The sequence below is a fragment of the Paenibacillus sp. 79R4 genome (assembly GCF_013393165.1).
Lineage (GTDB): Bacteria > Bacillota > Bacilli > Paenibacillales > Paenibacillaceae > Fontibacillus.
Window position 1 is genome coordinate 64,589 of the sequence record NZ_QJOT01000009.1, and the last position, 14,127, is coordinate 78,715.

Genomic DNA, 14,127 nt, shown 5'->3' on the forward strand with positions numbered 1-14,127 from the left:
CTGCTCGCGGGCTTTGCTTCATATTTGCCATTTGTCATGAATCTGTTGTTGGTCTTGGCAGAAAGAAACGCGAGTAACTGTTATACTGTGAAGTGGAATATTAAATCATTGAAATCATAAAGACGACAGATATATAGATACGGCAATCCAGGCTGTTCAGGGAGGAAATTTGAAATGGGCTACAAAAATTTGCGTGATTGGATAGATATGCTTCAGAGGGAGAATGAACTGACGATTATCGATGCTCCGGTTGATCCCTACTTGGAATTGGCGGAAATCCACCGCCGGGTCATTGATGATAATGGACCTGCATTGCTGTTCACAAATGTGAAGGGAACTCCATTCCCGGTGGCGACGAATTTATTCGGAACGATCCGCCGCGTTGAGCTGGCGTTTGGACCTCGTCCGGAGCAGCTTGCCAATCAATTGGTTACGATGCTGGACCGCATTATGCCGCCAAATCCGAAGGCGATCTGGAATGAGCGCGGCTTGATACGGGAAGTGCTCAAGGTAGGGCTGAAAAGCGTGCCGAAGAGTAAGGCGCCGATTCTTGAGGTATGCAAGCAGGATGCGCCTCTGCGCGAGCTTCCGAAGCTGACAAGCTGGCAGCTTGATGGCGGTCCTTTTGTAACGTTGCCTTTAGTCTATACAGAGAATCCGCTTCATCCGAAAGAGAACAACCTCGGCATGTACCGGATTCAAATCTATGATGATCAGACGACAGGCGTACACTGGCAAATTCAAAAGGGCGGCGGCTTCCATTACCATGAAGCGGAGAAGATGGGACAAGCCCTGCCGGTATCCGTCTTTATTGGCGGCCCGCCAGCGATGATTGCCTCGGCGATTTCTCCGGTGCCTGAGAATTTATCAGAGCTGCTGGTAGCTTCATTTATCCTGGGCGAGAAATTGCCGATGGTTGATAATCCACTGGGTGGACATCGGATTCCAGCGGAGGTCGAATTCGCCATTCAGGGCGTAGTGCCTCCATTCGAACGCCGTCCGGAAGGACCGTTTGGTGATCATTTCGGTTACTATTCCTTGCAGCATGATTTTCCGGTGCTGCAGGTAAAGAACATGTGGCATCGGAAAAATGCGATATATCCGGCAACGATTGTGGGCAAGCCGCGTCAGGAGGACTACTACCTGGGAGATTTCCTGCAGAAGCTGTTGTCTCCGGCATTCCCGCTTGTGATGCCGAAGGTTCATTCCCTGTGGACCTATGCGGAGAGCGGCTTCCATGCGCTATCGTCCGCGGTAGTGCGGGAGAGCTATTCCCGTGAAGCGCTGGTGGCCGGCTTCCGCATTCTCGGCGAAGGCCAGCTATCATTAACCAAGTTTCTGATGCTGACGGATCAGAAGGTCGATCTGGCCGACTTCCGTCTGCTGTTGAAGACCGTGCTGGAACGCTTTGATCCGCGAAGCGATCTGTTCATCATTAACAATACTTCACATGACACACTGGACTATACAGGGCATAAGCTGAACCACGGCAGTAAAGCGATTATGATCGGGGTTGGCGAACCTGTCCGGAAGCTGCCGAAGACCTATGATGAAGGGGATCTCGCTGAGATCAGTCAAATTTCTGTCTTCCATGACGGATGTCTTGTCGTATCCGGTGCATCCTATGAGGACGAGCCGGAATTAGCTGAACGTGTTCTGGCACGTTTACGGGAACGGGGAACCGCTTGGCCGTTCGTCGTATTGGTTGACGATGCCAAGACAGTAACGTTTGATCAGACGTCATTCCTCTGGACTGTGTTCACCCGCTTCAATCCAGCGAGCGATATTTATACGGCAAGTGAGGTGCGTCAGCACCATCTCGTCTATAGTCTGCCGATCGTGATTGATGCTCGAATGAAGCCGGGGTATCCGGATGAACTGTTCCCTCGGGAGGATATTGTAAAATTAGTGGATGAGCGTTGGAAAAGCTATTTTGTATAATTGAGAAATAGCAATTGATCACTAACCGTATTTCAAAAGGTTTCGCTTTTTAGGGTCAAGAGGTCTGGATAAAGTTGGGTCTGGGAGAGAGCTGCATGCTTTTTCGGAGAAAACAACCGCGTAAACACTTGGGTTGTTTCCGGAAAAAACAAGGCGATTTGCAAGCATCCGCGTAGACCCGGCTGATTTAAGATTTGCTGTCAATTCATTCCTGATCCACTTTGCGATCAATCGCGGGATTTTTTGCACAACTTCTAGCAGGAAGCGAGGAATGTACATGCTGCGTAGCTTGCTTGGGGAGCCGCCCAGACAACCGGAGGAGAGACTGGACAAGGCGCATAAGGCGATGAAGGAGACCATCCGTATACTGCGTCGTGAAATCAAGCTTAAACAGGACCCGACACATGATTATCGCAAGCTTGAGATTTGGATTCTGGGATTGATCTCATCGCTCGATGAACTGGAGGAGTGCTTGTTCGCCTCAAGTCTGTTCCGTAAGAAGGTTACGCATGATTCGGTAGAAGACATGGAGTTGGTAGAGCGAGAGGATTATGCCCGATACGTATTTTTCTATAAAGATGGATTTATACGTGTTTTTGCGGTTTTGGACAAGCTGGGAACTGTGCTTAACGAGTTGTTTGATATGAAGATGGCCAAGATTAAGCCTCATTTTTCGTTCTTTACGGTGCTGCGTCAGCTTCAGCTCATTTCGAAGCATGCTGAATTGGGCAAAGACTTGAACGTCATCAAAAATCAATATCGCGAAGCTTTATCTGAACTTCGACGCCGCCGCAATACGGAGATCCATTATATGAACTCAGAATTGCGCGACGATTTGTGGCAACGGCACCAGGCCTTGTTTGGTAAAATCGAGCTGGAAAACCTGGACCTGCATCTCCGCGATTTGGAGCAAGGTTATCAGATGGTGTGTGAGACGCTTGGAGCGGTTTTTAGCTACACCAATCAAAGATGGAAGCAGTTGTCCGAGAGATAAAATACGTGGTGTGACGCCGAAAATGTGAACTGTGTCAAATTTCCTTTGACAAACTGTGAGAATGTTACTATACTCAGAATAGTTTCAGAAACTTAAACCTAAAATTTCATAATATTTTCTTATCTAGAGTGGCGGAGGGAAAGGCCCGATGAAGCCCGGCAACCGATTTATCCGATGTTTGGTACGATACCGGAATCGATAAATGTCATGGTGCTAATTCCTTCAAAGTCTGTTTGCTTATGGCAGGCAGGGCTTTGGCAGATGAGAAGGCATTGTCTTTACGTAAAGAGAGCCCTTTGAATCTGTGCAGGGGCTCTTTTCTTATATTTTCTGGACGATTGATGATTAACAGTGGTGAAAGAAGCGGTCAACCGCAATTCATCATTGTAGTGGGGGGCAATTCGCTATGATTGAACTCAAGCAGCTAACGAAGACTTATGGCGACAAAAAGAAGAAGACAACAGCCTTATCCGGACTTAATCTATCCGTTGGCAAAGGCGAGATATTCGGCGTGATCGGTCATTCCGGCGCGGGAAAGAGCACGCTGATCCGCTGTATCAATCTGCTGGAGCGTCCAACGGAAGGCGAAATTTGGGTCGGCGGTGTGGAGCTGACAAAGCTGAACAAGCGGGATTTGCAGGAGAAGCGGCGAAAGATCGGTATGATATTCCAGCATTTTAACTTGCTCTCTTCGGCAACAGTGTTTGATAATATCGCATTTCCGCTGACGTTGATTCATACACCGAAGCAAGAGATTGAGAAGAAGGTCAGTGAGCTGCTTGAGCTGGTCGGACTTCAGGAACATCGCAATAAATATCCTTCCCAGCTGTCGGGGGGGCAGAAGCAGCGTGTCGGTATCGCCCGGGCGCTGGCCAGCGATCCGGATGTACTGCTCTGCGATGAGGCAACTTCCGCACTTGACCCGCAGACGACGGATTCCATTCTCAAGCTGCTGCTGGATATTAATAAGAAGTTTGGCTTAACGATCATGTTAATAACCCATGAGATGCATGTAATCCAGAGCATCTGTGACCGTGTCGCTGTTATACATGCGGGTGGTATCGTCGAGGAGGGGCCGGTGGCAGAAGTATTTCTGAAGCCCAAGCATTCTGTGACGAAGGAATTCATTGATCGCGATGCCCAAGGGGAGGAAGGCTTCAAGCTGGCGGCGGCCTCGCTGGCAAGCGGATCCAAGCTGGCAAGGATCACATTCCTCGGTGCGAAGACCTATGAGTCAATTATGTCGCAAGTGGTACGTGAGACCGGCGTTAACTTCGCTATTTTGCAGGGCACGATATCGACGATCAAGGATACGCCATATGGGAAACTTACCGTATCCTTTGAGGGCAGCCATGATGATGTTAGCCGTACAATAGCACGGTTAAGAGAGCGTGAACTTGATGTGGAGGTGATGGAGTGATGTGGGGTCTTGATTTCTCGAAGATTGATTGGTCCGAGATGGGAACGGCTTCGGTGGACACGCTGCAAATGATGCTGTATTCAACTTTGTTTACGCTCATAATTGGCTTGCCGCTGGGGGTGCTGTTATATGTTTCCTCACGTTCTAATTCCACGGTATTGCAGTGGGTATACAGAGTCATGTCATTTATCGTTAATATTATCCGTTCGGTACCGTTCATCATTCTAATCGTTGCTCTAATCCCGCTCACCCGTGCCATCGTCGGAGTCTCCTCCGGTGTGCAAGGGACGATCCCTCCGCTGGTGATTGCCGCCGCCCCGTTTTTCGCTCGTCTCGTCGAGACGGCGCTGCGCGAGGTCGATCGCGGTGTGATCGAAGCTTCGCAGGCGATGGGGGCAACCCCGCTCCAGGTTATTCGCAAGGTGCTGCTGCCGGAATCACTGCCAGGCCTGCTCGCAGGGATCACGATCACAGTGGTTACCCTTGTGTCCTATACCGCGATGTCAGGGATGATTGGCGGGGGTGGCCTGGGGGACCTGGCCATCCGATATGGCTACTACCGTTATGAGAAGGAAGTTATGATCGTTTCGGTTATTTTCATGGTTGTTTTGGTGCAGGTGCTGCAAATGCTGGGCGACCGGCTGGTCATTTATTTTACGAGGAAATAAGGAATTACTAAATATATAAGCTGTTCTGTCCTTATTCAAATTAAATTATTAGGAGGTCATACTGTATGAAGAAGTGGAGTCTTACCCTGTTAACGCTTGTGTTGGTGTTGGTGGTATCTGCTTGCGGAAGCAACGGAGACAAGGGAGCGAATAATACGGCGGGCAATAGCAGCGCTGCCGGTAGTGAGAATACACAGACGGATAAGCCTGTGAAGCTGGTTGTGGGGGCGACTTCGCCTCATGCGGACATTCTTAAGCATATTGCTCCAGCGTTAAAGGAAGAAGGCATTGAGCTTGAAGTCAAGGAATTCTCTGACTACGTACAGCCAAACGTACAAGTATACGAGAAGCAGCTGGATGCGAACTATTTCCAACATCAGCCGTATCTTGACGAGCAGAACACACAGAACAACTTCGATCTGGTGTCTGTCGTAGGTGTGCATGTTGAGCCATTTGGCGCATATTCGAAGAAAATTAAGTCTGTGGATGAACTTGCAGATGGTGCAGCTGTCGCTATTCCAAATGATGCAACCAACGGCGGACGCGCGTTGCTCTTGCTTGAGAAGCAAGGTCTGATCAAGCTGAACCCGGATGCCGGAATTACAGCTACTTCCAAAGACATTACGGAAAATCCAAAGAACCTGAAAATTAAAGAAGTGGATGCAGCTATGCTGCCGCGTCAATTGGATGAGGTTGATCTGGCCTTGATCAATACGAACTATGCGCTGAAGGCTGACCTGAACCCGTTGACAGACGCTCTGTTCATTGAAGATAAGGATTCCCCTTATACAAATATTCTCGTTGCCCGTCCGGACAATAAGGATTCCGACGCGATTCAGAAGCTAGCCAAAGCGCTGACTTCCGACGATGTAAGGACGTTTATTGAGGATACTTATAAAGGTGCGCTAGTACCTGTATTCTAAGAGGAAGTTCAAAAAGATCGCTTTTGATAAGAAAACCAGATCGAAGTTATTTCAGGGTTGGGCGACCGCGATTCAGAGGTGGGTTTTCTTGCGATATAGAATTCATCAGCTCCGCTGATAACGAAAGAATTCTATATCTAGCACGAAGCATTTCAGGGAAGTGGCTCGGCGTCGAATCTTGAATTCAGCCGGGCCTTCCGGTGCTCACGTACCCACAACGTACGCTGTGCTCCTCAGTCCCTGGCTTCATCCAATCTTCTCGGTGCTGAAAACCGATCTTTTTGAACCTCTATTTGGAGAGGAAGTTCAAAAAGAGCGCTTTTGATAAGAAAACCAGATCGAAGTTATTTCAGGGTTGGGCGACCGCGATTCAGAGGTGGGTTTTCTTGCGATATAGAATTCATCAGCTCCGCTGATAACGAAAGAATTCTATATCTAGCACGAAGCATTTCAGGGAAGTGGCTCGGCGTTGAATCTTGAATTCAGCCGGGCCTTCCGGTGAAGGAGGCGGCTATAAAAATCAAGAAACCAATCCTTTGCGGACGTTAAAAGTCCGCCAGGATTGGTTTCTTTTTATTTGCACGACTATTGCTAAATCTCGTACCACTTGATTTCATTCGCATCCAGCCGGAGCTCAAAGCTGGAACCGTCTCCACGATAGACGGTGGTTTGCTGCGGCTCATAGGTGTTGTTGACTACGCAGTATTTGCCGTTTTTCACATAAGCATGAACCTCGACATTGTAGTTGTCGCTGAACCAGCGATGCAGTTCATCCTCACTGTGGGCGCTCCATAAAATGGCGCGATACAGCAGCCGGCTGTTCTCGAAGCTGTAAGGCAGGCCGCTGATATATACTCCACGTCCCTGGCCGAACTCATTTACGGCGAGTTGCACCTCTTTGTTGATATGGCGCAGCACGGTCGCACCTTCCAGGGCGAATATATGTTTCTTTCCCTCGCCGAAGTCGATTAGCTTCTGTCCTTGTTCATCGGTTTGGCAATCGGAAGTAATGAAATGATCATGCTCGGTCCAATTGTATTTATCATAGCCCAGCGTGAAGCCTCTTTCCTGCTCTACACCGAGAATGTTGGTCAGCTGGAAGTAACGTCCGTTAGCCTGGTGGGCCGCCGGCTCGCCAACGCCAATGAAGCCGCCGCCTTCATGCACGAATTTCTTAATAGCGGTTGCGATCTCCGGATCCAGCCACCAGTCGCCGCCAGTATAAGCGGTATCGCCGTCCCCGATGTTAAGAATAACATCAATCTCTTCGAGCATGCCTGGATTCTGCTTAATATCGTCGAAGCTAATGAATCTAACGTCAAACGGCGCTCCGGAAAGCGCCTCAATAATGCCGGCATAGCTGTAGTTAGGCTTGTAATAGAGGGCATGATGAACCATATGGTTGCCCCAGGCTCTCATCTTGCCCCAGCAGTTGAGTACAGCTACCGTCTTCACGCAATAAGGCGTTGTTCCTTGAACATTGTCATACAACGTCCGGAATTCATCGCAGACGCTCTCTACGTAATCTACGAATTCAGGGAAATCGAGCGCCAGCTTCAGATAACCGCCATAGCCGATCCGGTCGATGGGTTTGCGTAGAATGGCGCGGCGGGCCGTTACCCAATTCACTTTGGCTTCCCGTATCGGGTCTCCGCCTTCATGGAAGGTGTCCGGGAAGAAGTAGGGCAGGAACCGGCCTTCGGTATATTTTACGCCAGGAATATCGCTAATCAGGCGCAGGGTCGAGCCGTTGCCCACACTGCCGACAACCGCATCCAGCCCAATCGAGGCGAATTCCTCCATGAACGGTTCGGTGCCGATCCAATGATCGCCGAGGAACATCATGGCTTCCCTGCCGTATTCATGGACAATATCGACCATCTCCTTGGCCAGCTTGGCGACTTCCCGTCGCTGGAAGGCCTGAAAATCACGGAACTGCCTGGAAGGAATCCGGTACGTATTGTTGAAATAGCCTTGATCGATAATAAATTCAGGTCGGAATGTATATCCGGCTTCCTGCTCGAATTGCTCAAGAATATAGGGGCTGACTGAGGCAGAATAGCCATACCAGTCCACATATTTCTCTCGTGCCAGCTCATCGAAAATAAGCGTAAATTGGTGAAAAAATGTCGTGAATCGGATCACATTGACATAAGGATGCTCCTCAATAAATTTGCGAATGCGCTCCATCGTAAATTTATGGGTTTTGGGTTGTCTGACATCAAAAGTGACTTGATGCTCCACATCCTTCCAGTCATTAACCACCGAATTATACATATGCACCGGATCCCACATGATATAAGCGAGGAAGCTTACTGTATAGTCATGGTACGGAACGGCCTCCATCGTCACGCTCTCCGTTGCCGGATCATAGCTCCAGCGTGCGGTTGGCACGACTTCGCCGGTTGTGCGGTCAATGACCTCCCACCAGCGGGCTATATCATCCTGATCGTTCACCTTAAGCATATCCGGATACAGGCCCTTCATCAGTGGGATGGTCAGTTCAGCGGCTGTGGCCGTATAAAATGGAGTTATCAGATACATCTGCTGAATTTCGTCCGGATTCGCCAGCGCCCATTTATTATCTTTGCGAGTCGTATAGTAAGTAGAGTAGACCTTGGCATCAATTTTATTGAGTTCGGACGGAAAGTCGGTACCGTCGCAATCTCGTATAGCATCGGCGCCCCAGCGCTCCATAATGTCATGGGTTTGCGAGATCACGTCCAGATCTGTTGGAATCGTTACACGGCCTTTTCTGTTAGCCATAGAGAATCACTCCTATTTATGCGTGTTTAAAAAGTCGGATTTTAGTACCCGAAGCTTATGCTCGCAATGTGCGTTTTTTCAAAACGCTAAAATCGCGGTGGCTTATTTTTGAATAAGCCCTTGAATAAGCTTCGATCGGGTTCTCTTATTAAAGGGGACTTTTTAAACCACCTCTATTTATATTGTTTATTATAGAACCATAGCAGGCCAACCAGCAGGCCAAGCCCGATTAGCATCGTGCCTAACCCGGCGGGACCAATACTCTTCTGACCGGTGATGACCAGGATCATGGCGATAATAAAAACGACCAGCATGAGCAAATAACGTAGCATCGTTCTCGGAGAATCGTTCATCATGGCACCTTACCCTTTCAGCCCGCCCATAGTCATGCCTTGGGTGAGCTTTTTTTGTACAAGCATATAGAGGATCAGGGTCGGCAGCATAACCAGCACCAGACCCGCATACATCTGACCGTATTGGACGGCGGATTTCTGAGCGGCCATCAGGTTCATCAAACCTACAGGCAGCGTTCTTAGTCCTGGCTTGGTCAGCAAGGTCATCGAGATAATATATTCGTTCCAGAAGGAGAGGAAGTTGAACAGAATGACGGTCACGATGCTGGGCTTGGCCATGGGCATAATAACCTGAACCATCGTACGGAAATAACCGGCACCGTCCACGGAAGCCGCTTCTTCATATTCCTTAGGCAAGGTCTTGAAATAGCCGGATAGCAGATAGATCGTGAAGGGCAGAGCCATCGCGGCATAGACGAGCGCCAGAATAAACAGATTGTTGAGAAGGAAGGGCTGCCCGAGGAGACTGCGCAGCGATTTGTCCCCATTGTTGAGCATCAGAAAGATCGGAACGACGATATAGTTAATGTTGATAAATAAACCGGCCATAAATAGCATGTTCCAGAAGCTGCTGCTTCTGAACTTGTATCTGGCCAGCACATAGGCGGCCGGCAGGGCTATGACAAGCAGCAAAACAAGGGCAATCGCCGTCGTAACCACGGAGTTGAGCATATAACTGCCCATCTTCGCCTTTTGCCAGGCGTCCGCAAAGTTCTGAAGATGGAAACCTTCCGGTAGGGCCCAAGGGCTGCCATAAAATTCAACGTCCTGCTTGATCGAAGCGAGGAAAGCCCAGCCAACAGGGACGATGATGACAACCGCAAGGGTAATCAGCAGAAGATAAATAAAGAATTTATACAATTTATTGCTGCTATGCTGATGTTCTGGATTCATTTTGTCCCCTCCTTAATATTCCAAATGCTCTCGCTTGGTGGCCGCATTCAAGATAGCGGCAAGCGCGAACGAGAACAGAAATACGATAACGCCGATAGCCATGCCGTAGCCATATGAGGAATTCGTGTAGGCTTCCTTGTACATATAGCTGAGGAACACCTCGGTCGCACCGTCCGGTCCGCCGCCCGTCATCGCCATGACGAACAAGAAGCTCATATTGATCGTACTGATGATGAAGAAGGTCAGCGTCGTGCGGATATTTGTCCAGATCAGCGGAATGGTGATGCTGAAAAATTGATGAATTCGTCCGGCGCCTTCAAGATCAGCAGATTCATACAAGCTCTCGGGAATGTTGGCCATGCTCGCCATATACATAACCATGTAGTAACCGATGGCCTGCCAGACCATGGCGCCGCTCAAGCTGTAAATGACGATCTTCTGATCGCCAAGCCAGAGAATCGGGTCTGAGCTGGCGCTGCGGAACAAATTCAGGAATGCGTTCAGCAGACCGCTGTTCGGGTCATAAATCGCTGAGAAAATAGCGCTGATAACGACGATGGACAGGATATTTGGAATATAAAAGATGATCCGAAAGAAATTTTGTCCTTTTAATTTCTCGCGCGACAGCATAGACGCAAAGATAAGAGCGAAGGCGAAGGTCACGATGGACACAACGACGATCAGCAGAATGCTGTTCTGAAATGATTGGTAGAATTTATCGCTCTGGAACAGCTTTGAGAAATTCTGCATTCCTACAAAGGTTTTGTTATCTGTATATCCGCCCCATTTATATAGAGACATGCGGAATACGTCAATCGTAGGAATAATCAGAAAGATAGTAAAAAGAATGACTGCAGGCGCAAGACAGAAAAATATGAAGCGGCCGCGTCCTTTTCTGTTATTCATGGGTCCAGCTCCCTCCTAAAGTAAAAATAACGGTGGACAGCCTGGGCTGACCACCATCATTTTCAATAATGCTTACTTAGCTCATACACGGCAGTTATTCTATTTCTTCAATGCGCCGCGCAGAGCATCGCTCGCTTTTGTAATGGCTTCAACCCATTGATCCTTTGTCTTGGACTTCGTTACCAACGAATCCACAGTACCGAATACCGTGTCCGAGATGCTTACGCCTTCCACCGGGTCGGTAGTTGCAAATGCGCCCATAGCGGCTTTGGCGCCGGAATCATAAATGCTGTAGAACAGTTGGTTATCGCCTTCCAGCTTGTCGGACATTCCCTTGATGGGTTGAACTGCGCCAACCTTTGCAAAGATGGAAGCTGCTTCATCGGAATACAGATAGGCAATGAACTGTTTGGCCAGATCCGCGTTCTCCGCTTTGGCCGGAACCCAGACCTGCTCAAAGAATGTATAGGAATAGCGATCTCCGCCGTCGGTCAGAGCAGGCAATGCCGTGAAGCCCCATTTGAAGCCGTCGGCACGAGGCGCCTTGCTCATTTCACCGACTACCCAGGTTCCGTTTGGCATGAACAGCGCTTTGTTATCGAGAATCAGCTGTTGATTTTTTACAAAGTTATCTTTGTTGCCGTTGGCAGGTACGGTCTTTTCGGTGTACCCGGCCAGCTTATCAACTACGTCGAATGCTTTGGCGGCTTCCGGTGTCTGCCAGATTCCTTCTGTGTAATTCATCGCTTGTGTGAAGAATTCTGGTCCGCCGGCTTCATTTAGCAAGGCGTAGAAGAAGGCGTCGAAGTATCCAGTCGTCGGATAGGCGAACAGGGAGATGCCTTCGGCTTTTGCTTTGTCGCCCAGCGCCCACATCTCTTCCCAGGTTTGCGGTACATCCCACCCCTTCTGTTCGAATAACGCTGCGTTAAAGAACAGGCCGCATGGGCTATAGAACATAGGCATCAGATAGGTCTTGCCGTCTCCATATGGATTGGTGATGGTCGTGTCGGTAAAGCCTGGAATCAGCTTATCGCCAACGGTAGCGCTTTCACCTGGGACAGTCATGTAGAGTACATCGCTGAGATCGGTAAGGTTGTTGTCCTTGACAAATGTTTCCGTCAGTCCCTTAGGCTGCCCCACTGCCAGATGAATCACGTCGGGGAAATCACCGGATTTCATGCCCGGTCCAATCACGTCTTCAAGGTTCTTGTCGATGGTCAGCTCAACCTTGACTTCCGGATTAACCTTCTCGAAAGCGGTGGCAATTTCATGCCATACATCCGCACCGTAAGCGGTTTCCAAAGCGGATACTTTTAAAGTGCGCTTCTCGTTGCTGGTGGTCTGCGAGTTGGTCGAAGCCGGCTCATTCCCTGCATTGGAGCTTGAGTTTGTGCTGCTGTTGTTGCCGCCGCATGCAGCCAGGCTTAATGTAAGTGTTGCAGCGAGCGCAAGGCTAAGAAGCTTTTTCATGTTTACCCCTCCTGAAATTGTCTGTACAACGATTTGGAGAAACCTTGGATGTTTCTCGTGTTTCTCGGAGCCATCTCCTGCGAAGGATGGCCGATGACTTCCGGCATATTCAAATTAGCCTATCTGGATCATTGCTTTCAATGGGTTCAGGCGATGTCAGGAAAATAGTCCATGGATATGCAAAAATTATCTATAATCGGAATTTGAGCAGGATCGGCAGCATTCATCACCCAGGAATAAAAGCTAATTTTGTACATGGATTTTCGCGTTTACGCAGGGCGATCGAATGTTATAGTAGAATGAAAGAGGTATAAGACATAATAGGATCTAGGAGCCGAAGCGCAATGAAGAAAAAAATCAGCCTATTAGCCATCGTAGCGATAAGTCTCTTCTGTATGATTTATATAAGCAACCACATCATCGTTGGCCATGGGGCGGAGCAGTCTGCGGATGAAGTCTCGAATGACGATCTGAATCATGCTGCCTGGAAGTTCAAAAATAAGGAATTGAGCATAGCGGTGTTTATGGGGGGATATGGCCCTGAGTATTGGAAGGAAATCGTTAGCCAATTTGAGGAAGCCTATCCCGGGGTCAAGGTGGATATGACCATTAGTCCGAGAATTGGCGATGTGGTCCGGCCTCAGCTCGTCGCCGGCAATCCGCCGGATCTGTTGGCTGTGGCCGATACGGAGCAAAGTGGGTTAATTACTTCATTGGTGAAAGAGAAGGGCCTGCTTGATCTGACGGATGTATTCGAGAGCAAGGCGCTTGATAAAGATGTGAAGCTGAAGGACATGGTTCTGCCAGGCATGCTGGAGAGCACCAGGTTCTCGCCTTATCAGGACGGCAAAATATATATGGCTCCGTTTAATGCAGGGCCAATGGGTCTCATCTACAATAAGAATCTGTTCCGGGAGAAGGGATGGAAGCTGCCGGAAACCTGGGACGAGTTCTTCGCACTGGGGAAGGAACTGGAGAAAGAGGAGAACTATCTGACCGATGCGAACGGCCGCAAGGTCAAGAGGGCTTTATTTACTTATCAGGGGATTTATCCGGATTACCTCGAGGAGATCATGTATCCTTCCCTGGCGAACGCGGCGGGCATCGATCCATTGAAGAAAATTTTCTCTTATGAGCCGGGTTCGTTCGAGACGGATGAGGTGAAGAAGGTTCTGGATACCTTCGCCAAGATCGGCCTGGAAGGCTATCTGATGGATGGTACGGTGAATTTGAACCACACTCAATCCCAGACTGATATGATGCAGGGCAAGGCCATTTTTATCGTGAATGGGAACTGGATGGAGAATGAAATGAAGGATTCGCCGCGGGAAGAGGGCTTTGAATTCGGTATGATTCCCGTGCCGGTCTTCCACAAGGAGGACGAGCGCTATATTCTGTCCAGCTATGAACAATTTTCGATTCCCCTACGAGCCAAAAATCCGGAGCTGGCCAAGGAGTTCCTCAAGTTCCTGTACACCGATGAATCGGTCAAATTGTTCGCGCAGAAATCCAATGGTGCTTTTGCTCTGAAGGGGGCTCAGGAGCTCTCGAAGCCGTATCTAACGCCAGGCGTGTATGAGATGTTCAGTGCCTATGACGGTGCAACGGCGATCTTTCAAGATTGGAAGGCGCTCCCGAAGGGCTCTAAGATCGATATTAAGAATGTTCTATTCAGACAGTCCATGACGTCGATTATGACGGGGAAGATGACGACAGAGCAATGGATGGAGCGGGTGGAGCAGGTCTTCGCGCAGATTCAGACCGAGATGCGCACACCCGCAAAATAATT

The 14,127-nt window shown here is 49.1% G+C and carries 11 protein-coding genes and 1 riboswitch; of the genes, 6 read left to right on the top strand and 5 right to left on the bottom strand.

The annotated features are described in order from the left end of the window. The first annotated feature begins 174 nt into the window (after positions 1 to 174). The 5 genes from DMN77_RS14345 to DMN77_RS14365 all read left to right on the top strand — a co-directional run bounded on the left by DMN77_RS14345 (position 175) and on the right by DMN77_RS14365 (position 5,946). Positions 175 to 1,941: a UbiD family decarboxylase gene (locus DMN77_RS14345; protein WP_068777970.1), complete on the top strand. Its 1,767-nt coding sequence runs from the start codon at positions 175 to 177 to the stop codon at positions 1,939 to 1,941. 277 nt (positions 1,942 to 2,218) lie between these two features. Continuing rightward, entirely contained in the window at positions 2,219 to 2,935 is a 717-nt protein-coding gene (locus tag DMN77_RS14350) for a Cthe_2314 family HEPN domain-containing protein (RefSeq protein WP_068777991.1), read from the top strand. 116 nt (positions 2,936 to 3,051) lie between these two features. After that, a riboswitch (SAM riboswitch) is annotated at positions 3,052 to 3,203 on the top strand. A 138-nt stretch (positions 3,204 to 3,341) separates the two neighbouring features. Continuing rightward, a complete protein-coding gene (locus tag DMN77_RS14355) occupies positions 3,342 to 4,355 on the top strand; it encodes a methionine ABC transporter ATP-binding protein (protein WP_068777969.1) in 1,014 nt (337 codons plus the stop codon). Then, the gene (locus DMN77_RS14360) at positions 4,355 to 5,023 is read left to right on the top strand and encodes a methionine ABC transporter permease (protein WP_068777968.1); all 669 of its coding nucleotides are present in this window, start codon (positions 4,355 to 4,357) and stop codon (positions 5,021 to 5,023) included. Before DMN77_RS14355 ends, DMN77_RS14360 begins: the two co-directional genes overlap by 1 nt. A 65-nt stretch (positions 5,024 to 5,088) precedes the next feature. Then, positions 5,089 to 5,946 carry a MetQ/NlpA family ABC transporter substrate-binding protein gene (locus DMN77_RS14365; RefSeq protein WP_068777967.1) on the top strand — a complete coding sequence of 286 codons (858 nt, stop codon included), beginning with the start codon at positions 5,089 to 5,091 and terminating at the stop codon, positions 5,944 to 5,946. A gap of 591 nt (positions 5,947 to 6,537) precedes the next feature. On the opposite strand, the gene gnpA is transcribed toward DMN77_RS14365, so the two are convergent. The 5 genes from gnpA to DMN77_RS14390 form a co-directional block, all read right to left on the bottom strand. Further along, positions 6,538 to 8,712 (bottom strand): 1,3-beta-galactosyl-N-acetylhexosamine phosphorylase, encoded by a 2,175-nt coding sequence (gene gnpA, locus DMN77_RS14370; protein ID WP_179015508.1) that lies wholly within the window; start codon positions 8,710 to 8,712, stop codon positions 6,538 to 6,540. Positions 8,713 to 8,885: 173 nt separating this feature from the next. Next, the gene (locus DMN77_RS14375; protein WP_068777965.1) at positions 8,886 to 9,068 is read right to left on the bottom strand and encodes a DUF6903 family protein; all 183 of its coding nucleotides are present in this window, start codon (positions 9,066 to 9,068) and stop codon (positions 8,886 to 8,888) included. Positions 9,069 to 9,074: 6 nt separating this feature from the next. Next, complete coding sequence (locus DMN77_RS14380) at positions 9,075 to 9,959, bottom strand: carbohydrate ABC transporter permease (protein WP_179015509.1); 885 nt, start codon at positions 9,957 to 9,959, stop codon at positions 9,075 to 9,077. 12 nt (positions 9,960 to 9,971) lie between these two features. Further along, positions 9,972 to 10,865 carry a carbohydrate ABC transporter permease gene (locus DMN77_RS14385; protein ID WP_068777963.1) on the bottom strand — a complete coding sequence of 298 codons (894 nt, stop codon included), beginning with the start codon at positions 10,863 to 10,865 and terminating at the stop codon, positions 9,972 to 9,974. Between the two features lie 99 nt (positions 10,866 to 10,964). Further along, positions 10,965 to 12,338 (bottom strand): carbohydrate ABC transporter substrate-binding protein, encoded by a 1,374-nt coding sequence (locus DMN77_RS14390; protein WP_068777962.1) that lies wholly within the window; start codon positions 12,336 to 12,338, stop codon positions 10,965 to 10,967. A 344-nt stretch (positions 12,339 to 12,682) separates the two neighbouring features. On the opposite strand from DMN77_RS14390, the gene DMN77_RS14395 reads away from it, so the two are divergent. Further along, positions 12,683 to 14,125 (top strand): carbohydrate ABC transporter substrate-binding protein, encoded by a 1,443-nt coding sequence (locus tag DMN77_RS14395; protein WP_179015510.1) that lies wholly within the window; start codon positions 12,683 to 12,685, stop codon positions 14,123 to 14,125. Positions 14,126 to 14,127 lie beyond the last annotated feature (2 nt).

Coding starts and splice junctions, on each gene's coding strand:
- DMN77_RS14360 (WP_068777968.1), top strand. CDS start 4,355: ATGTGGGGTCTTGATTTCTCGAAGATTGATTGGTCCGAGATGGGAACG.
- DMN77_RS14390 (WP_068777962.1), bottom strand. CDS start 12,338: ATGAAAAAGCTTCTTAGCCTTGCGCTCGCTGCAACACTTACATTAAGC.
- DMN77_RS14375 (WP_068777965.1), bottom strand. CDS start 9,068: ATGATGAACGATTCTCCGAGAACGATGCTACGTTATTTGCTCATGCTG.
- DMN77_RS14355 (WP_068777969.1), top strand. CDS start 3,342: ATGATTGAACTCAAGCAGCTAACGAAGACTTATGGCGACAAAAAGAAG.
- DMN77_RS14395 (WP_179015510.1), top strand. CDS start 12,683: ATGAAGAAAAAAATCAGCCTATTAGCCATCGTAGCGATAAGTCTCTTC.
- DMN77_RS14350 (WP_068777991.1), top strand. CDS start 2,219: ATGCTGCGTAGCTTGCTTGGGGAGCCGCCCAGACAACCGGAGGAGAGA.
- gnpA (WP_179015508.1), bottom strand. CDS start 8,712: ATGGCTAACAGAAAAGGCCGTGTAACGATTCCAACAGATCTGGACGTG.
- DMN77_RS14385 (WP_068777963.1), bottom strand. CDS start 10,865: ATGAATAACAGAAAAGGACGCGGCCGCTTCATATTTTTCTGTCTTGCG.
- DMN77_RS14380 (WP_179015509.1), bottom strand. CDS start 9,959: ATGAATCCAGAACATCAGCATAGCAGCAATAAATTGTATAAATTCTTT.
- DMN77_RS14365 (WP_068777967.1), top strand. CDS start 5,089: ATGAAGAAGTGGAGTCTTACCCTGTTAACGCTTGTGTTGGTGTTGGTG.
- DMN77_RS14345 (WP_068777970.1), top strand. CDS start 175: ATGGGCTACAAAAATTTGCGTGATTGGATAGATATGCTTCAGAGGGAG.